Origin of the sequence: Pseudomonas sp. RW10S2, from assembly GCF_014268985.1 — a bacterium.
Taxonomy (GTDB): domain Bacteria; phylum Pseudomonadota; class Gammaproteobacteria; order Pseudomonadales; family Pseudomonadaceae; genus Aquipseudomonas; species Aquipseudomonas wayambapalatensis.
The window spans coordinates 1-19,078 of the sequence record NZ_JABWRO010000015.1 but is presented as its reverse complement, the minus strand read 5'-3'; the positions used below and the strand labels follow the sequence as shown (position 1 = coordinate 19,078).

21 protein-coding genes are annotated in these 19,078 nt (G+C 59.0%); 17 read left to right on the top strand and 4 right to left on the bottom strand.

Translation table 11 applies throughout. The features are described from left to right. Positions 1-28: 28 nt before the first annotated feature. Genes HU729_RS05405 through HU729_RS25750 form a run of 5 tightly spaced genes read left to right on the top strand, consistent with a single transcriptional unit; the run spans position 29 to position 5,618 of the window. Positions 29-3,316: a phage tail tape measure protein gene (locus HU729_RS05405; RefSeq protein WP_186708773.1), complete on the top strand. Its 3,288-nt coding sequence runs from the start codon at positions 29-31 to the stop codon at positions 3,314-3,316. A 2-nt stretch (positions 3,317-3,318) separates the two neighbouring features. Then, the gene (locus HU729_RS05400) at positions 3,319-3,657 is read left to right on the top strand and encodes a phage tail protein (protein ID WP_186708771.1); all 339 of its coding nucleotides are present in this window, start codon (positions 3,319-3,321) and stop codon (positions 3,655-3,657) included. Beyond that, on the top strand, positions 3,654-4,403 hold the full coding sequence (locus HU729_RS05395) for a phage minor tail protein L (RefSeq protein WP_186708769.1): 750 nt from the start codon (positions 3,654-3,656) through the stop codon (positions 4,401-4,403). The genes HU729_RS05400 and HU729_RS05395 overlap by 4 nt, the downstream gene beginning before the upstream one ends. A 2-nt stretch (positions 4,404-4,405) precedes the next feature. Next, a complete protein-coding gene (locus HU729_RS05390) occupies positions 4,406-5,242 on the top strand; it encodes a C40 family peptidase (RefSeq protein WP_186708767.1) in 837 nt (278 codons plus the stop codon). After that, positions 5,187-5,618 carry a hypothetical protein gene (locus HU729_RS25750; protein ID WP_238348309.1) on the top strand — a complete coding sequence of 144 codons (432 nt, stop codon included), beginning with the start codon at positions 5,187-5,189 and terminating at the stop codon, positions 5,616-5,618. Before HU729_RS05390 ends, HU729_RS25750 begins: the two co-directional genes overlap by 56 nt. On the opposite strand, the gene HU729_RS05380 is transcribed toward HU729_RS25750, so the two are convergent. Continuing rightward, on the bottom strand, positions 5,596-5,859 hold the full coding sequence (locus HU729_RS05380) for a hypothetical protein (protein WP_186708764.1): 264 nt from the start codon (positions 5,857-5,859) through the stop codon (positions 5,596-5,598). The two genes, HU729_RS25750 and HU729_RS05380, sit on opposite strands and share 23 nt — an antisense overlap. Before the next feature lie 231 nt (positions 5,860-6,090). On the opposite strand from HU729_RS05380, the gene HU729_RS05375 reads away from it, so the two are divergent. Together HU729_RS05375 and HU729_RS05370 are read left to right on the top strand one after the other, a co-directional pair. Continuing rightward, positions 6,091-6,510 carry a hypothetical protein gene (locus tag HU729_RS05375; protein WP_186708762.1) on the top strand — a complete coding sequence of 140 codons (420 nt, stop codon included), beginning with the start codon at positions 6,091-6,093 and terminating at the stop codon, positions 6,508-6,510. After that, positions 6,507-6,866, top strand: coding sequence for a hypothetical protein (locus tag HU729_RS05370; RefSeq protein WP_186708759.1), 360 nt, complete (start codon positions 6,507-6,509; stop codon positions 6,864-6,866). The genes HU729_RS05375 and HU729_RS05370 overlap by 4 nt, the downstream gene beginning before the upstream one ends. Before the next feature lie 81 nt (positions 6,867-6,947). Here the strand turns inward: HU729_RS05370 and HU729_RS05365 are convergent, their stop codons facing one another. The 3 genes from HU729_RS05365 to HU729_RS05355 all read right to left on the bottom strand — a co-directional run bounded on the left by HU729_RS05365 (position 6,948) and on the right by HU729_RS05355 (position 8,782). Next, positions 6,948-7,667, bottom strand: a complete 720-nt coding sequence (locus HU729_RS05365) for a DUF2971 domain-containing protein (protein WP_186708756.1) — start codon at positions 7,665-7,667, stop codon at positions 6,948-6,950. A gap of 341 nt (positions 7,668-8,008) precedes the next feature. Continuing rightward, positions 8,009-8,338 (bottom strand): hypothetical protein, encoded by a 330-nt coding sequence (locus HU729_RS05360; protein WP_186708753.1) that lies wholly within the window; start codon positions 8,336-8,338, stop codon positions 8,009-8,011. A gap of 39 nt (positions 8,339-8,377) precedes the next feature. Beyond that, a complete protein-coding gene (locus HU729_RS05355) occupies positions 8,378-8,782 on the bottom strand; it encodes an Arc family DNA-binding protein (RefSeq protein ID WP_189662302.1) in 405 nt (134 codons plus the stop codon). 76 nt (positions 8,783-8,858) lie between these two features. Here HU729_RS05355 and HU729_RS05350 point away from each other — a divergent pair, with 76 nt between their 5' ends. The 10 genes from HU729_RS05350 (at position 8,859) to HU729_RS25940 (ending at position 19,033) form a co-directional block, all read left to right on the top strand. Then, the gene (locus HU729_RS05350) at positions 8,859-9,020 is read left to right on the top strand and encodes a hypothetical protein (RefSeq protein WP_186708747.1); all 162 of its coding nucleotides are present in this window, start codon (positions 8,859-8,861) and stop codon (positions 9,018-9,020) included. Continuing rightward, entirely contained in the window at positions 8,998-10,050 is a 1,053-nt protein-coding gene (locus HU729_RS25745) for a phage antirepressor N-terminal domain-containing protein (protein ID WP_238348308.1), read from the top strand. Before HU729_RS05350 ends, HU729_RS25745 begins: the two co-directional genes overlap by 23 nt. Beyond that, positions 10,047-10,820: a KilA-N domain-containing protein gene (locus HU729_RS05340; protein WP_186708744.1), complete on the top strand. Its 774-nt coding sequence runs from the start codon at positions 10,047-10,049 to the stop codon at positions 10,818-10,820. The genes HU729_RS25745 and HU729_RS05340 overlap by 4 nt, the downstream gene beginning before the upstream one ends. A gap of 145 nt (positions 10,821-10,965) precedes the next feature. Continuing rightward, positions 10,966-11,583, top strand: a complete 618-nt coding sequence (locus HU729_RS05335; RefSeq protein ID WP_186708741.1) for a hypothetical protein — start codon at positions 10,966-10,968, stop codon at positions 11,581-11,583. A 30-nt stretch (positions 11,584-11,613) separates the two neighbouring features. Then, positions 11,614-11,973 (top strand): hypothetical protein, encoded by a 360-nt coding sequence (locus HU729_RS05330; protein WP_186708738.1) that lies wholly within the window; start codon positions 11,614-11,616, stop codon positions 11,971-11,973. 61 nt (positions 11,974-12,034) lie between these two features. Further along, entirely contained in the window at positions 12,035-12,637 is a 603-nt protein-coding gene (locus HU729_RS05325) for a tail assembly protein (RefSeq protein ID WP_186708735.1), read from the top strand. Positions 12,638-12,697: 60 nt separating this feature from the next. Further along, positions 12,698-16,168, top strand: coding sequence for a phage tail protein (locus HU729_RS05320; RefSeq protein WP_186708732.1), 3,471 nt, complete (start codon positions 12,698-12,700; stop codon positions 16,166-16,168). 313 nt (positions 16,169-16,481) lie between these two features. Then, complete coding sequence (locus HU729_RS05315; protein WP_186708729.1) at positions 16,482-17,339, top strand: hypothetical protein; 858 nt, start codon at positions 16,482-16,484, stop codon at positions 17,337-17,339. A gap of 9 nt (positions 17,340-17,348) precedes the next feature. Next, a complete protein-coding gene (locus tag HU729_RS05310; RefSeq protein ID WP_186708726.1) occupies positions 17,349-18,437 on the top strand; it encodes a hypothetical protein in 1,089 nt (362 codons plus the stop codon). Next, positions 18,437-19,033, top strand: a complete 597-nt coding sequence (locus tag HU729_RS25940) for a tail fiber assembly protein (protein ID WP_272995640.1) — start codon at positions 18,437-18,439, stop codon at positions 19,031-19,033. Before HU729_RS05310 ends, HU729_RS25940 begins: the two co-directional genes overlap by 1 nt. Positions 19,034-19,078 lie beyond the last annotated feature (45 nt).

The window sequence follows — 19,078 nt, the reverse complement described above, 5'->3', positions numbered from 1 at the left end:
TGCGGTTTTTTTGTGCTTGGAGAAATGCATGGCCGATCAACAAGTCCAGGGCATGTTGGTCCAGATCGAGGCGACCACCGCTCAACTGCGCCGGGAACTGGCCAACGCTGACCAGGTGGTGGCGCGCAGCGCCCAGGCGATGGACCGTAACCTGGCCACCGTCGATTCGGCCTTCGACAGGGCGGGATCTGCCGCGCAGTCTGCCGGCGTGCTGATGCGTGGCGCGTTTGCCGCAGTTGCTGGCGCGGGCCTGATCGGTGGCATCATCAAGCAGGTGGACGCCTACGGGCAGATGTCCGACCGGATGAGGGCTGCAGCTGGCAGCGCCGGCGAATACCAGGTGGTGCAGGAGCGTCTCCTGCGCACCGCCCAGGAAACCTATCGCCCACTGGCTGAGGCACAGGAGCTCTACATCCGCACGGCGGACGTGATGCGCAGCCTGGGCTTCAACACCCAGCAAACCCTGGATATCACCGACAGCTTCAGCTTCCTGCTGGTGACCAACGCGGCGTCTGCCGACAAGGCAGGCTCTGCGCTCGACGCCTACTCCAAGGCGCTGCAGACGGGCAAGATCGATGCTGACGGTTGGGTTTCTATTCAGAGCGCGATGCCGACCATTGTGGACGCCATCGCCGCCGGTACCGGAAAGAGTGCTGCGGAGATCCGCAAGCTTGGGGTGCAGGGCAAGCTTTCTCTGGATGACCTAAACACCGGCCTGTTGCGGACGGTGGAAGCCAACCGCAAGGCCGCTGCTGATATGTCCACCAGCGTGCAGGACGCCCTGGTCAACATCAATAACGCCATCGGCACCTTCCTCGGCAACATGGAGGAGCGCACCGGGGCGGTCGGCGGACTCTCGAAAGTCCTGCTGGTGCTGGCTGACAATGTGGACCTGGTTGCCAACGCCATGGGCGGGGCGGGTGCCGCCGCGCTCACCCTGTACGTTGCCAAGGCCGGCCTGGCTGTGAAGGCAGCCCTGGCTCAGCGCGCTGCAGAGGTGGAGAACGCCCGCGCCGCCCTGCGTGGGGCCGAGGCCCAGCGTATCTATGCACAGGCTCAGGTGCAGCAGGCTCAGGCCTCTGTCGTCGCTGCGACGGGCCTGCAGCGCTTGTCGCTGGTGCAGACACAGCTGTTGCCCAAGCAGGCGGCGCTCAAGGCGTCCACCGACGCGCTGGCCATTGCCCAGGCAAACCTCACCCGAGCGGCCACGGGTGGCCTGCTGGCTGCGCTCGGCGGGCCTGCTGGCCTGGCTCTGCTCGCCGGCACCGCCGCCGCCAGCTTCCTGTTCCTGGGCGACAGCGCCGACAAGGCCGGTGTCAGCCTGGACGACATGCACAAGCCGGTAGCGCAGTTGCGCGAGGAGTTCGCCAAGCTCAACCGCGACCAGCGCGAGGCATCGCTGGTCAGATGGCAGCAGGAGCAGGTCGGGGCTGCAGATGCAGTACGCAGCGCCTACGGCGATCTGGCCCAGTCCATCCGCCAGTCAGTGGTTACGGCGCCCGCGCGTGATTCGGGCGGCCAGTACAACCAGCAGCTGCGCGCCTATCAGGAGCTGGTCGACCGACTGAATGAGGCCCGTGCTGCCGGTGATGACCTGGCACCGATTCTGCGTGACGTGGGGGATCGTCTGAATCTGCCTGCAGGTACGGTGCAGAAATGGATCACCCAGGCCGGCGCCGTCAGTGACGCTGACCAGCGTTCAGCGCTTATTGCTGAAACGCTGCGCGTGCTCAACGGCGTCACCGAAGAAAATACCGCGCAGACCCTGGCCAACAATGCGGCCAAGGCAGGGATGAGCACTGCAGGTCAGACCTACCTGGAGACCCTGCAGAAGCAGCTGGCAGGCCTGCAGGACAACGGCGATGCGCTCAAGATCGCCAATCGCTACATCGCTGAGAATGCAGACCTCACCGAGACGGATCGGCAAGCCATCCTGTCGGCGGCGAGCGCAATCGAGTCGCAGAAGAAGGCCAACAAGGACGCCACGGCAGGTACCAAGGAACGCACCAAGGCACTGAACGATGAGATCAAGGCGCTGGACGCCATCATCGACCGCGCGTTGCCCGAGAAGAAACGGCTGGAGGATCTGGCCAAGGGGGTGGAGGGTCTGCGTAAAGCCCAGGCCCAGGGCAAGATCACCACTGCCGAGATGGAGCTTGGCATCAAGAACTTGAACAGCGCCTACGGCGACACGACCATTCAGCAGCGCACCGAGGCTGAGCGGAAGCTTGCCGAGCAGCGGCGCAACAGCGCCGAGGCCTACCGCAAGGCCATGGAGGTGGTGCTGCAGACCCGGCAGGACGCGATCAACGCCGACGTGGCCGGGGTCGGTATGGGTGACGATGAGCGCGAGCAGGCCGACCGCCTGAACGCTGTACGGCAGAAGTACGCCGAGGCGCGCCGGCAGTTGGAGGAGCAGCAGGAGGATGTCTCTCGGCGTCTCAGCCAGCAAGCCTACGAGGAACGTCTGGCCGACTTGGCAGACTACCAGGCGCGCGAACTACAGATGGAGGTGGACGGCCACAGCGCCCGCCTTGAAGCCCAGCGCGACTATCGCAACGGCGCGCGCCGGGCGTGGGCGAACATCCAGGCGGATGCGACTGATGTAGCTGGTGCAACGGACCGCGCCCTGACCGCCGGCTTCGATTCGGCCAGCGCCTCGCTCGCGAACTTCACCATGACCGGCAAGATGAAGTTCAAGGACTTCGCCACCAGCATCATCAGCGACATGGCCAGAATTGCCAGCCAGCAGGCTGCGAGCTCGTTGCTCAGCGGCCTGGTAGGTATTGGGGTGTCCGCGGTCGGCAGCTACTTCGGCGGCGGTGGCGGCAATGGCCTGCCGGCCGGATCTGCCGGAGCTGTATCGTCAAACCTTGGCGCCTCCCAGGCAGGTTACTCCAACGCCTACTTCCAAGCCTTGGGCGGTGCCTGGGATGGCGGTGTGCAAATGTTCGCCAAGGGCGCCGCCTTTGGCACCAATAACATCTTGAACACGCCCACGCCGTTCAGCGTGGCTGGCGGCGGTCTTGGTATCGCTGGTGAGGCCGGACCGGAGGCCATCATGCCGCTGGCCCGGGGCGCCGATGGCTCGCTGGGCGTGCAGGTGGTCGGCGGTAGCCAGAGCGGCGGGACATTCGTGCAGATCAACGCGCCGACGAGCATCACCGTTCCTGACCGTAGCAGTGAGGGTATGGAGCTCGATACGGCAGCGCTCGAGCAGAACCTGCAGCAGCAGATGCAAGGCGTAGCCGACCGCGCGATTGCAGCATCCTGGCGACCAGGTGGGGCAAGCTATCGAAACATGAAGGGGAGGTAGTCGTGGCTATCGAGACATTCACGTGGTCGCCAGATGATGAGGCCAGTGGCGAGAGCACGCTGAAAACCCGGAAGTCGCAATTCGGCGACAACTACACCCAGGTGGTGGGTGATGGGATCAACGCCGAGAACGACAGTTGGACGTTGTCATTCGGCGGCGTCGCGGAGGAAGTGGACCCCATCGTCGCCTTCATCCGCTCCCATCGCGGTTTCCGGTCTTTCCTGTGGACCCCGCCAGGCGGCGAGCTCGGGCTGTATCGCTGCGAGCGAATCGGCCAGCAGCGCCGCCCCGGCGGCATTGCCGTCATCAGCCTGACTTTTGAAAGGGCATACCACCCATGAGCCTGATTTCACAGATCCAAAAGCTTGAGCCAGGCTCTGAGGTGCTGCTGTTCGAACTGGATGGCTCTGACTTCGGCGCCGATGTGCTGCGCTTTCATGGCCACGCCATTCCGCACACGGCGCAGGAGCTCGCAGCCGCTGGCGCCGACGCCGATCAGCTGCCGGCGAAATCGATCTGGTGGCAGGGGGAGGAGTATGGCGCCTGGCCGCTGCAGGTTGAGGGTATTGAGGCAAACTCGGACGGTACCGCTGTGCGCCCGACGATATCGGTCGGCAACGTCAACGGCAGGATCACCGCGCTGTGCTTCGCCTTCGCCGACCTGCTCGAATTCAAGCTGACCATCCGGAATACGCTCGGCCAGTTCCTGGACGCGGCGAACTTCCCGGCCGGCAACCCTGGGGCAGACCCAACCCAGGAGAGCATCGAGGTCTGGTACATCGACCAGAAAGTGTCGGAGAACGGCCAGATGGTTTCTTGGGAGCTGGCCAGCCCTGGCGATGTAGGCGGGGAGACCATCGGGCGGCAGATGACCACGCTGTGCCACTGGGCCATGACCAACGGATACCGGGGGCCGAACTGTGGCTACACCGGTCCGTACCGTGACAAGGACGGCAACCTGACCGGAAACCCTGAACTGGACGAATGCGACGGCTGCCTGGGCACCGGGTGCGTCCCGCGCTTCGGCGTGGGTAACCCGCTGCCCTTTGGCGGATTTCCCGCCGTTTCCCTGATCGCTCGGAGCTGAGCATGCGCAAACACATCCTTGCCGCCGTGCAAGCACACGCCGCGGCTGAACACCCGCGCGAGTGTTGCGGGCTGCTGCTGGCGGTTGGCCGAAAGCAGGTCTACTTCCCATGCGAGAACGTGGCCACCGAACCAACCGAGGAGTTTCGTATCGCGGCCGAGCAGTACGCCGAGGCAGAAGACCAGGGCCAGGTCATCGGCGTCGTGCACTCGCACCCTGACGCCACCAGCAGACCGTCCCCGCGCGACCTGGCCATGTGCGAGGCTACAGGGCTGCCATGGCACATTCTGTCGTGGCCGGAGGGCGACCTGCGGACCATCACACCGACCGGCGAGACCGCGCTGCTGGGTCGTCCATTCGTGCACGGCGCCTGGGACTGCTGGCAGGTCTGCGCGGACTGGTACCAGCGCGAGTGGGGGCTGGATTTCCCGGCCTACGCCCGAGAGGATGGTTGGTGGGAGCAAGCAGACAACCCGAGTCTGTACGAGCAACTCTACGAGCAGGCTGGGTTCTACCAGGTTGACCGGCCACAACGTGGCGACATGATCGTCATGGCCGTGGGGCGCACCGTGCACCCGAACCATGCAGGGATCTATCTGGGCTCAGACCCAGGCCTCCCCAGCGAGCAGGCTGAGGTGTTCGGCCCTGGTCCTTTCCTGCTGCACCACCTCTACGGCAGGCCATCAGAAATCATCGTGTTCGGCGGGCCGTGGCTCGATCGGACGCGCCTTGTATTGCGTCATCAAGACGCGAAATCAAGCGGCCAGGCCGCAGGAGAAGGACATGCAGCAACGTTACATGCTGACGATCTGGGACCTGTTCACGATGAACGGAAGTAATGTGTGCGGAGGTGAGGCTGTGATCGCCATCATGGATGGCGACCAGGAGGTTGACCGCGTCACGATCAACGGCAAATGCCAGGGCCAGAAAGGCTACCGACGAAGCTACACCGGCAAGCCAGGTCTGACCGCTCGATTGATCTCAGGTCCTAAGGCGCTCAGTTTTGCGTGGGATAAGTCCGACGCCGATCCCTACAAGTCAGTAATTGCTTGGCGTCGACGTCTGAGCAATCCGCCTGACCGCTTGCCCGTCGAGGTCGATGTGCAAGATGGGCGCGCTGAGTACCTGCTCAGCGGCCCATACAGCCTTGGAGAGGGTGGCCGGATCGAGGTGGTTGACGGAAGATTGCTGTTCAGCGGGGCGGCACTCGGTTGAGGTGGGCGAACAGCCTGGCCAAATCACCGAGTGCATGGATGTACTGGAAATCGTGGGCCTGGATCAGAGCGACTTCCTTGCCCGTCGAAACCAGCGCATCTCGAACTTGATTGAACTGCATTGCAGCCAGGAAAGCATAAATGCCACGGGCCTCCTCGACGCCGCTCAAGGATATTTCTGAAGCTTTGGCCACGACCTCTTCATCGCGGGTGATTAGGAAGTACGGGAAAATCGTTTGCATAGAGCCTCCTAGGCCATCAGCGCCCCAGTCCTTGGGCTTTCCGGCAACGGACCGGGGCGGTTCGTTGGGAGGCGCAACGCTACTACGCCCCGGCCAGGGCCACGTACTGGCTTTCCGTCCAGTTGGAAATTTTAGTGGTTCATTGTATTTTATGAAGTTTAGTGTGAGAGCCGTTCTCACTACGGTGGGCTGGCTTGCCCGCTATTCGGGACTCTAATTAGGTAATGGACTATGGCTCAGGTCGATCAGGCCTCAGATGACAGTGACGCAATAGAAATTAAGAATGATGCCCTAACGGAAAAGAGGGCACTTTCCCGGGTAGAACGACAGCTCAATGATGACGAGCTCAAACATCCAGGTGTACAGAAAATGATCTTGGATCGCCTTCATGTGGCTGAAAATAATATTTCTACCTTGGAGAGATTTAGAGCTGCTTACTATGATGTTAAAAGTAAACTTGCTGTGGCTGAGTCGTCTTCAAAGAGAGTTGCATCACTTGATGCCTTGCAATCTGCGGCACTAGGTGTTGGTTGCTTGGTGTTGGGTTATTTGCCAACAGCTTGGGGGAACTGGCCTTTGACTTTCGTGGTTTTTTTCGGCGGAGTAGGGCTTGTTGGCGGAAGCGTTTGGTCAAAGTGGAGTAACAAATGAAGCTCGAAATTGACCGGATACCTGAAGCGGGAAACTTGCAAAAAGAACGCGTCGTTATGAAGGCTAGTGAGGATTTAGATATTGGGAAGTATATCCTGCTGAGATCCAAAAAGGGTAGCTCGGGAAATCCTAAGTCTGGATCAAAAACGGCATATTGGTTGCCAGATGTGTCTGTCAAAGCTGGTGACTTGGTCGTCGTTTACAGTAAGCAAGGAAAATCCAGCAAGAAAACACTAGATGATGGTCGTGTGGTTCATTTTTATTATTGGCAGCTTAATAAAGCTATATGGGGCGCCGAATCAAACAATACTGCAGTCCTGCTTAATGTGCGAGAGTGGAGGCATAAGTCTCCATAGCACTGGTGGTTTAGGTTGTTTGGGCTGTATCCAGCCCAGCCCCGCGCTGGGCTTTTTGCATCTGGTACTGACCTTGACTGGCTAAGGTTTGTAAGGCTCGGAGCGAAGGTCCCAAGTCCGGGAATCTTCGTAGCAGGACCGATACGAGAACTCGGGATACAGTAAATGCACCTTCGGTAGCTTTCCGTCGTAGTCCTCGTTTAGAGCTGAAAAATATTTGGCGCCCAGAAAGACCTCGACGATCGCTGATTGTGGAATCGTGAAGTCTTGATGCTTGACCTGCGGTGTATACTCCACGCGCCGAGCTACCCGGACCTCTTCCTCGTATGACCAATGCAGTGATTTGTACAGGAACAGTCTTTCGAGCATAAGTCTGTCATGCTGAGCGGAAATCTCATCGTGGTATGGAAGCTCATCACCATCCACGCTTGGTCTTACCGTGGTATAGATGATGTTTCCTGTACTGGCGGTGATGATGTTCGAGTCCGCACATTCCAGGCCGGCTGCCTCGGCATCGATTGCGACGACGCCGCCAGTGTGGTTCTGTCCGTAGTGGGCCCACATCAGGGGATTTAGCGGATTGCGAGTGAGCGACAGTATCCCGATCGCGTTTCGTATGCAGAACAGTCGATCGGCATTTGTTGATCCGACTGTACGAATGTTCAAACCCTGCATGGTGTCGCTGGCTGAGGCTGCGCAGTCGAATGGATCGTTAAAACTGATCGGCTTGGTGAAGCGGATCGTTCGACTCGAAAGGCAAGCATCTAAACCAGCCAGGCTCATGTACTTGTAAACGATCATCGCCGCTCCTGATTTGAAAAGCCCGGCGCTTGGCCGGGCTTGGGGTTACTTAAAATTTCGTTCGTAAATCAGCTCGTAGCACCGACGAGCAACGGTTGCGAAATACAGGCCGCTGAATGCGATCAACCCGACAAAAACGAAAGCTAAGGCGGCGTCCCATGTGATGGCATGGTCTTTGGACCACTGGACCAAATCTATGGTCGAGTTTCCTGACACCCACAAGTAGTAGGCGCCCACCAAGAAATTAGGTATGCCTATCAATGTTAGAGCCCAGTCGCTGAGCTCGGCATACGGTTGTCTCTGAAATCTCTGAATGGCGGCTATGAGCTTTCCCATCAGGTTCATGCTGGGATACGCATGTGGCGGAAGTATTCGCCTATGGCACTGGTCGTCCCAGGGGTAGGATCGACATCGTCGTACCAAAACGAGGCACGCAATGGGATGTCGACGTTGAATAGGCAGACAAACTGCTCTTCATCCAGATCGTAGATGACGCGCTCAACGGCAGGTTCAAGCTCTGACCCGGTCATTGTTTCCCAGAGCTTGCAGCTGGTGCCTTGCTCAAGGTGGAGGCCGGGAAAAGGCACGAATGGAAGGTCGAGCTGATGGCTGCAGTAGCCTACCAATTCACCCTTCTGGACGACTCTGACAGCGAGCAAAACTTTGTGCATCGGATCTCCTTGAATGAGCGGCGTTTGGCCGGGATTGAACTACTTCTTGGGTCGTCCCGTACGCGGTTTTTGGCGACTGCTAGTTGATGGCCCTCCGTCCGGCGGCGATCCAATGGTCATTTCGTCAAGCGCTTGCTCAATGGCTTGCCCCAAAACATCCCAAATTTCAGCTCTGGTGATAGGGCGAGCGCCAGGCCCATCCGCACCAATAACCAGCATATCCTTCTTCGGCCCTGCTGCCCGAGAACCATCAAACCCCTCTTGCTCCGAAAAGCTACCCTCCAAACGGGCCAGGATCTCGGCAGTAGCCGAACGCTTATTGTCCTTAGCGGCAGCCATCACCTTGTCACGCAAGGCTTCAGGTATGCGGAGATTGAATTGGGGGTCGGTGCGGCTCACGAATACCACGCAATGGGAAAGTTGACTGGTATTACAAGAATGCATCACGGTGGTATTGACAGCAATGCACCACCGTTCTACATTTGTTTCGTGCACAACGGTGATGCATTAGGAGGCAATCATGAGGGTGCGTGACATGGCACAGGTGATTCTGCGCATCGAGCCAGATGTGAAGGAGTGGTTGGAGAGAAAGGCAAAGCAGGATGATCGAAGCCAAAACTGGCTTGCCGCGAAAGCTTTGAGGGAGGCGATGGTGCGAGATGAGCAACTCAAGCGAGCATGAAAAAGCCCCAGTGCTGGCAGGCGCTGAGGCTTTGGATAACGTCAATCGGTCTAGGAAAAACGTCGAGATGAATAATAGCACAGCTGTATCCAGTGTCATCCCGTTCCGTTCGGCAAAGCTCCTGCTCGTTGAGCACGACGGTCAGCCATTCGTTCCAATGAAGCCAGTGGTCGAAGGCATGGGGCTGGATTGGAAAAGCCAGCACGCAAAGCTTCAAGGGGGTCGATTCAATTCAGTCATGGTGATGATCACCACAACTGGTGCCGACGGTAAGCAGTACGAAATGGCATGTCTTCCCCTGCGTAAACTCGCGGGCTGGCTGATGTCGATTCACGCCAGCAAGGTTCGCCTGGAGCTGCGCGATGGCGTGCTCGCCTACCAGAACGAGTGTGATGACGCCTTGTGGTCGTACTGGAGCGAGGGGCATGCGGTGAATCATCGCGAGCTGAATCAATCAATGACCCTGCTCGGCCAGACCATCGGAACCGATGGCTTCCACATGTTGGGGGCGATTGTGAAGGGCAAGGTATCTTCGTTTCCTGCTCCTATCCAACGCAGGGTCACAGCAAAGATCTGGTCCCAAGTCCACGTTGCCTTTGGCGTTCGCTCAGCGGCTGACATCCCGGCAGAGCACTTGGATGGTGCTCGCAATTTTATCGCTTCATACGCAGTGCTTGAGGGTGAATTCCTCGGCAACGAAAAACCTAAGCCAAAACTGGATATCTACTATCCGCTCGAAACTCTGGTCCGGCGCCGCCCTGAGATGCTTGAGCATCGCGGCATGGGCCAGGCCTGGCTCGACGTGAGCATGAGTGATGTCTGCTCGCGCCCACAGGATCTGTCCTTGTGCGAGAAGATCTTGTGCGAGCTCCGCGATGCCGGTTACGAGATCGACGGAGCTTGGTTCGAGGTTCGAAGCCTGCGCAATAGGCTGTATGACCTGAACTCATTCCTGACTGGCCTGGGCGTTGCCATGCAGCGGCCAACCCGTTATGCGGTCGAAGTATCTGAGAGGAGGGCAACAGCATGAGCGCACTAATGATCGCGAGTATCGAGATTCACCAAGACCATCATGGACGCTTCAGCCTGAACGATTTCCATAGGGCAGCCGGAGGCGAAACGAAGCATCAGCCGGCGTTCTTCATGAAGCGTCCGGAAACTATTGAACTGATCGAGGAAATTTCTAACTCTGCCGTGGAGCAGAATTACGCCCCTACGGCTTCCAAGGCTGGCCGCTATGGTGGCACCTACGTGGTGAAGGAGCTGGTTTATTCCTATGCCATGTGGGTCAGCGCAAAATTCCACCTCCATGTAATTCGTACATTCGAATTGGCGGCGGCGAACGACTCGGTGATTCCCCTGGAGCGGTGTCTGCCCGTGGCGGCCGACAACTTCGACGCCGCCAAGCGCATCGCCGAGAACCTGGGCCTTGAAGGGAATCAGGCTATTCTCAGTGCCAACAGCATGGTCCGCTCGGCGATCGGTATCGATCTGATGGAAATGGCCGGCGTGAAGCGGCTGCTCAACGAAGCCCAGGAGTTGAACTTTCTGCCCAGCGAGCTTGGCGCGAAGTTCGGGATGACTGCGAACAGCATGAACAAGCTGCTTGCGCAGTGCGGACTCCAGCATCACGTCACCTACAAACCTGGCAAGAAACGTTGGGAGGTCACTCCGGAAGGCAAGGAGTTCGCGGTCATTACCGACACCGCCAAGAAGCACAACGACGGCAAGCCAATCCAGCAGATCCTCTGGAAGGAGTCGGTGGCCAAGCCGCTGAGTCGCCTTACAGAGAAGCTCTAGGCTGAAATACCGGAGGTCGTCGCGCATGGCTTGACGCGGTAATCATCTGATCAAAGCCGAACCCTGCCGTCGCGGGGTTTTTGTGCTTATCGCCGGTTGAGGCGGCTTTGTGATACTTTTGTGCCATCTTCAAAGGAGCTGAAAGATGCGCAAAGTTGTTGGTTTGATGGTTATTGCCGCCTCCATATCTGGCTGCGCCACCTCATCCGTTGACTATCGGCCACCTAGTGGGTCGTCCATAACGAACACAAAGAAAGTCTTGAAGGATTTTGACAGAGCCTGGGATGACCTAGTCCGCCAGCTAAGCGCTGATTTTTTTGTAATCAACAACATTGACAAAAGCTCTCGACTGATCAATGTCAGCTTCTCTTCATCTCGTCCTTCGGAGTTCATTGACTGCGGCTCGACTACTCGACGCTTCAGCAATGCTCGCGGCGAGCAGGTCTATACCTATCTGCCAGCGGACTCGTCGCAGTTCGTTGTGGTGAACGACCAGCACATCGCATTTAACGCATTTCGGGCTACCAAGCTTGAAGGCAGGGTTAATGTGTACGTGGCCCCTAGCCAAGAGGGCACCGATATTTCAGTCAATACGAAATACGTGTTCACAGTCGATTTCAGAGCGGTAGGGTTCGATGGGCGTCCAGGCGGCAATCAGAGCGTGACCTTTGACTTCTCGACCAAAAGCCCGCACTCGTCTCCCGAGCTAACCTGCTTTGCAAAGGGAACCCTTGAGTCGAAAATCTTGGACATGGTTAGGTAAGATGCATCGTATGCTCACGGGAGGGGTCACATGCGAATTCTGATCGCTGCTGCGGCTTTGATGTTGATGGTAATGGGGGGCTGCGCGAGTGTTGGGGATACCCGGAGTAACCCACCACTATTGGAGCTTCAGTCATCGAAGACTCCGAGGGCAGTTGCGGAATGCATTCGCAATACCTGGCAGAACACAACAGTGCTGGGGGCGAGCATTGGCGGAGTTCTACAAACCTCCGGAAACCGCTATTCGGTATTGGCACCAGACGCTCAGTCACCGCTCCACTTGGTCGATATTATTCCGAGCGGAAAGGGGTCATTGGTCAAATACCACTTCTACCGGACCTGGCAGTCGCCGCTCGACCGCGTTACCGCTGGCGTCAAAGGCTGCATCTGATAGATTGGTCCTGCTACTCACAAACCACCTTCGGGTGGTTTTTTATTGTCTGGAGAAAATAATGGCGGCTCTTGCAATCGAATATCAGCCGGTTACCACCGTGGTGCTTTACGGAAAACTCAGGCAGTTCGGGCGGTCGTTCAGGCTGTCCGTGCGATCTCCAGCGGAGGCGATCAAGGCGCTCTGCGTGCAGATTCCGGGATTTGAAAGGTTTCTCATAACGGCCAAGAGCGAAGGGGTTGAGTTCGCAGTCTTCCGAGGTTCAAGGAATCTCAAGGAAGAGGAGCTCTGCTTCGCTGGGGATGGGGAAATTCGTATTGCGCCCGTTGTCAGCGGTAGCAAGCGTGGAGGCCTGATCCAGACCATCATCGGTGTCGCGATTGTCGCTTTGGCATGGTGGAACCCCCTCGGATGGTCCGCGGCTACTGCGCTTGCAGTTGGCATGGGTGGTGGGTCAATGGCGCTCGGAGGCGTCATCCAGATGCTCAGCCCTCAAGCCAAAGGGCTATCCATGAGTGGCGCGCCCGAGAACCTACCCTCGTATGCCTTTGGCAGCGCCAAGAACACCACGGCCAGCGGCAACCCGGTACCGATCTGTATCGGTAAGCGGCGCTGGGGCGGGGCGATCATATCCGCCTCTGTCTACGCAGAGGACAAAGCGTAGTCACTCGAACGAAACACCACCAACCGCCTCCTGGCGGTTTTTTATTGCCCGGAGGAAAGCATGGGCGCAGCACTCCTGCCAGAAGTCACCGGCGCCAAGGGCGGCGAGAAGAAGCCGACGAACCCGGTCGAAGCACCGGACAGCCTGCGATCGACGAACATCGCCAAGATCCTGCTGGCAGTGGGCGAGGGCGAGTTCGACGGTACGCCGACCGACCGCGATATCTACCTCGACAACACGCCGATCATGGATGCCAGCGGCAACGTGAATTTCCCCGGCGTGAAGTGGGAGTGGCGCCCAGGCTCGATCGAGCAGGACTACATCCAGGGTATTCCAGCGATCGAGAACGAGACGACGGTGAACGTCGAGCTCCGCAGCGACACGCCCTTCACGCGCACGCTGAGTAACCTGCAGCTCTCGCGGGTTCGTGTCCGGTTCTCATGGCAGCGCCTGGTCAGCCAGGACAGCAGCGGCAACACCAATGGTTACCGGATCGAGTACGCCATCGATGTTTCCACCGACGGTGGTGCGTTCGTGGAATCCCTGCGTTCAGCCGTGGACGGCAAGACCACCAATGGCTACCAGCGGTCCGAGTCTGTGAACCTACCTCCGGCCACCTCCGGCTGGGCCTTCCGTGTTCGCCGCATTACGCCCAACGCCAACAGCGGCACAATTGCCGACCAGATGGTGATCGCTGGCTACACCGAGATCATTGACCAGAAGCTGCGCTACCCGAACACCGCGCTGCTGTACATCGAGTTCAACGCCGAGCAGTTCCAGAACATCCCGGCGGTGACGGTTAACTGCAAGGCGCAGCGCTGGCCGGTACCGAGCAACTACGACCCGGAGACCCGTACCTACACAGGCATTTGGGATGGCACTTTCAAGCAGGCCTGGACCAACAACCCGGTGTGGGCCACCTACGGCCTGTGTGTGAATGACCGCTTCGGCCTGGGCAAGCGAATCCAGCCATGGATGGTCGACAAGTGGGAGATGTACCGCATCGCCCAGTATTGCGACCAGCTCGTGCCGGACGGCTTGGGCGGCCAGGAGCCTCGCTACCTGTGCGACCTGAACCTCCAAGGGAAGGCAGAGGCCTGGACGCTGCTGCGCGACCTCTCTGCAATCTATCGGGGGATGGTCTATTGGGCGCAGGGTTCGCTGTACATGCAGGCCGACATGCCGCGTGCGCAGGACATCGACTACGTCTTCACTCGGTCGAACGTAATCGACGGCGACTTTGTTTACGGCGGCGCCGGTCGCGACACGCACTACAGCCGCGCCCTGGTGAGCTACGACAACCCGGCGAACAACTACGACACGGACGTAATACCGGTCACCGACATTGCACTGCAGCGCCGCTACCGGGATCGCCCCGTTGAAATCTCCGCCATCGGCTGCACCCGTGCCAGCGAGGCCCAGCGCCGCGGCAAGTGGGCGCTGCTGAGCAACAACCAGGACCGCACGGTCTCGTTCAAGACCGGGATGGAAGGCGCAAACGTGTTGCCTGGCTTCGTCATCCCGGTTGCTGATGAGCTCGTCGCCGGGCGCCCGAACGGTGGCCGCATCTCTGCCGCCGCAGGCCGCGTCGTGACCTTGGACCGTGACACGCCGATCAAGGCCGGTGACCGCTTGATCATCAACCTGCCCAACGGCACCGCCCAAGGCAGGACCGTGCAGTCGGTGAGCGGTCGCGCAGTGACTGTGACGACTGCCTATGGCTTGCAGCCAGAACCTGAGCTGCAGTGGGCGATCGACTACGAAGACCTGGCCGTCCAGCTGTTCCGTGTGCTCAAGCGCGTGCGCACCACTGAGGGCGAGTACGAGTTCACCGCGCTGGAGTTCAACCCAAGCAAGTTCGCAGCAATCGACACAGGCGCCAAGCTCGAGGAGCGGCCGATCAGCGTTATCCCTGTGACAACGGTGCCACCGCCGGCGAGCGTAACCCTGACCTCTGGCTACGCAGTCGACCAGGGCATTGCTGTCAGCACGATGACGATCGCATGGCCGGCAGTGGAGGGCGCGGTCGCATACGAAGTGGAGTGGCGCAGGAACAACGGCAACTGGATACGCTTGCAGCGAGTGGGCACCACGTCAGTGGACGTGACGGGCATCTACGCTGGCGCCTACCTTGCGCGTGTTCGGGCGGTCAGTGCGTTCGATATCACGTCGATCTGGCGTGACTCGATGCTGACCGACCTGAAGGGAAAGGAGGGCCAGCCACCGGCGGTGACGTTCCTGACTGCTACCAGTGAGCTGTTCGCCATCCGTTTGAACTGGGGCATTCCTGCAGGTGCTGAGGACACCCAGCGCACCGAGATCTGGCGTAACCCGGCGAACGATTTGGCCACGGCGACCAAGCTGGCCGACCTGTCCTACCCCCAGTCGGAGTACGTGCTCTCCGGCCTGTCTGCTGGCGCTTCGTTCTTCTTCTGGGCGCGCCTGGTGGATCGTACCGGCAACATCGGCCCATTCTTCCCGGTGCCGCCGACAGCCGTCCAGGGAACGGCAAGCACCGATCCCGGCCCGATCCTCGAGTTGATCAGCGGTGAAATCGACGAGTCGATGCTCGGAGAGGAGCTCAAGGACAAGATCGATGGCCTGCAAGACCAGATCGACGCCCTGGATGGGCTCAAGGCCTACAACAAGGACGAGGCGTACGAGAAAGGCCAGATGGTCGTTGGCGACGGTCGGATCTACCAAGCGCGCAACCCAGTGCCAGCTGACCCATCTGGCGCCAATGCCCCACCGAATCCAGCGTTGTGGGATGACGTGGGTCAGTCGATCGAGTCTGCCAACGGCCTGGCCCAGCAGGTTCAGACGAACACGACCAGGATCGAGGAGGTGGATGACCGGGTCACCGTGACTGCTGAAAGTCTTCAGGTGCTCCGCGCGTCATATCGTGACGATAACGCCGACGGCGACTTGGCTGGCGCGCTACAACAGTGGGATTCGACCGCAGCATTTGCCACTGAGGTCAAGGCAACAGCGACCCGTGAGGCCGCGATCGTTCGCAAGACCGAAACGCTCGAGGCAACAGTCGGTGAGACCAATGCAGCTGTGCAGACGGTAAGCCAGGCGCAGGCCGAGCTCGACGGCAAAGCAAGCGCAATGTGGGCGGTCAAGCTGCAGGTCAACTCGCAGGGGCAGTATGTCGCTGCCGGGATTGGGCTCGGAATCGAGAACGGACCTGCCGGACTGCAGAGCACTTTCCTGATCGATGCTGGGCGCTTCGCTGTAGTGAACAACATCAACGGGACGCTCACCTCGCCGTTCACTGTCCAGGGTGGCCAGGTGTTCATCAGTCAGGCCCTGATCGGCACTGGCTGGATCACCAACGCCATGATCGGTGACACGATCCAGTCGAATGACTTTATTGCCGGGCAGCGTGGCTGGCGCATTCAGAAGAGTGGAGCGATCGAGATCAACGGTACCGGCACCAGTGGTGAACGACTGACGATCACGAACAGCTCGGTGAACACCTACTACCCGAACGGCCAGGTGGCCACGAAGATGGGGATCAACATCTGATGGCTACCGGCTTCCTATCGTTTGCCATGGACGGCACACCGCTCGTTGATATGACTGTTCCGATCAGTCAGATGCTCGGGTATGTGGATACCAACGCGGCAAATGGGTCAGCAGTCATACCGGCGGCGCCTGCAGGCAGAACCCTGTTCTACGCCATTTCTGACCTCAGCCCGCAGGACAGGTACTTGGGCAAGCGACCAGGTGTGACCCTCAGTGGAAACACTTTGTCGTGGACCTATTCCTACGCCGGTGGGTGGGGGTTCTACTCGATGAACTGCCGAATCCACTACGGATATTTTTAGTTGGGGCCAATATGCCTGCATTATTCGAGGCTTATCGCGAAGATGGCCTACTGCTGTACGACACTCGGAAGATAACCTATGGCCTGTTGAAAAGCGGCTATCTTTCAGCCGTGACAAGCTGGCCTAGACTCGACCTGCGGTCTGCGCAGTCAGATCCTGGCGACCCTTCAAGCTGGACCGAAAGTGCCGAGGCCGATCCGATACTTGGCTTCTCCGTAACTGGAGCTGTGGCACCCATGGTGTTCATTTCAGGTCGAGGATGTGCGTGCGGGTCTTCTACGTCAGGCAATGTGACGACGTTCTATTTCATCGCCGCAACGACTCAGACTAAGTTCTACTATTTCGACACAATGCGGGATAACGGACTTATCACCGGAATGAAACATTTCCGTGAAGATGGCGTGCTGACCTTCAATACTGCCCAGGTGCCTCTCAACATCACCGCCACGGCAACTCCTCCAGAGCCTGGACCGATAGTTATCCCTGGTACAACCTACCGGAGCACCCCTTATGTTGGTGGTACGGGATCCATCGGGCCGGCAACTCCAGGTGGGCCACCTAACAAGTTGTCTTGGGTGAAGGTCAATTTGCAGGCGGGTCAGGAATATGCGGCCTATACGAATTTTTCCAGAGTGGCCGCGCTTGGCGCTGACCCTCAGAACTATCCATTTCTGACTGCACAGCAAGAAGGCGCATACGGAGTTTCCGGTGGCGTGGAGTTCATCTTCTGCATTGCAGCAAGATCAACAAAGCTGCCGCAGAATAGGACACCAATACAGAGCTACCAACTTTATATTGATGTGCCGACAGACCGCTACCCGGTGGCGCTTGCAATTAAAACTTCAAGCTATCCATTTCCATTCAACTAGGTAAATCCTATGCCGTGGTACAAAGTAGGAACCGTTGCAGTCACCGCCGGGCAAACGACAGTAACTGGGACTGGTACAAACTTCACCCTGAACGCTCGGGCCGGTGACGGTTTTGTTGGGCCTGATGGCCTAGAATATGAAATTGCCAATGTCCCATCATCTACCGCGCTAAGCATCTTGCCTGCATATCGAGGCGTGACTGTTTCTGCTGGCAGCTATGTAATAAAGCCGATGCAGGGGTATCCCAAGGACCTTGCCGATCGGGTCAAGCTGCTCGTGGATCAGTGGGGGGCAACCCTCGCCAGCCTGGGCACGGTGGCGACAGAGAACATCGTTCCGGTTTCGAAGGGTGGTACTGGGGCGACAACCCAGGCTGATGCCAGGACGAATCTCGGCCTGGTGCGCACTGCGTCCCCGATAGACAGCACCGCCGGACGCCTGCTCGGCGTAGGCGATCATGGCCTGGGCGGAAACGCACCGGCCCGATCGACAACGGCTCTATCGACGCTGACGAAGGGCGGAACGCGTGCTCTCAACGGCGACTCTGGCGGACTTCCCTCCGCGAACACGTCGCTTGTACACACGTTTCCCTGGGATAACGACACGAGTGCGTTGCGCCTTGTTCATCCAGTCGTGGGCGATGCAAGCCTCGACGTTTATCTGGGAAAGCGAGCTGGCTCGACTGAGTACCCGCTACGTCGGCTTGTTCATTCTGGAAACATCGTGGGTACGGCCACTCAGGCCTCCGGGGTACCCACCGGGGCAATTATTGAGCGCGGTGCGAATGCCAGTGGTAACTACACAAAGTACGCCGACGGCACACTTGAGTGCTGGGGCACGCTGGACTCTGGGACGCTTCCGCTCACATCAAGCAACTTCACGGGGTCTACGGCCGGAGTGATCTACTTCGCCAACATTTCTATTGCATTTCCCGCTGCCTTTGCAGGCTCGATAGTTGTTATTCCAACAATCACTTCAGGCTCTGGATTCGGTGCAAGGCCAACAAATGTCAACCTGAACTCCGCGACGATACAGGCGTACTCGTCAACGTCGACGGCGGTCACAATTGCCTGGCTTGCGAAAGGGCGGTGGTACTAATGATCATTAAGCTTTCTCCTGTGCGCTCTGACGCGCAACTTTGTGTCACCCGCCTGGGCGACATGCTGACAATCAACAACATCGCATTGGACTTTGCGCGACTTCCGGATGGTGCCACGCTGCCGGCCGATGCCGTGGGTGGTGGATGCGTTATGGACCCGGTTGAGCGTGTCGACGGAAAGCTCGTCGTAACGCTGCGTCTGCCGCACGCCGCCGATGCTCCAGAGTCAGCGCGATTCCCCGCTGATATCGTTGACCCGGCTGAGGGGCAGATCCGGCTTCCTGGGCAGGAGTTGGGGGATACTGCGCCCGCCGCGGTAGGCGTTATTGATTGGAGCCAGGTCATCACTGCTGAACAGAAAGCCGCAGCCGCTGCCGAGCAAATGCTTGTCGCCGCCCTCGCCGAGGTGTCTCGGCGCCGAGGTGTGGCCGACTCCGCAATCGCCCCGTTGCAAGATGCCGTCGATCTCGACGAAGCCACAGAGGCGGAGGTGGCGCTACTGAAGGAATGGAAGCGCTATCGCGTGGCGCTCAATCGCCTGCCTGAGCAGGACGGCTACCCGCACACCATCGACTGGCCAGCGCCGCCGGCATAAATCTACACATCCGACACACGACCGCCGCTGGCGGGGTTTTTTTTT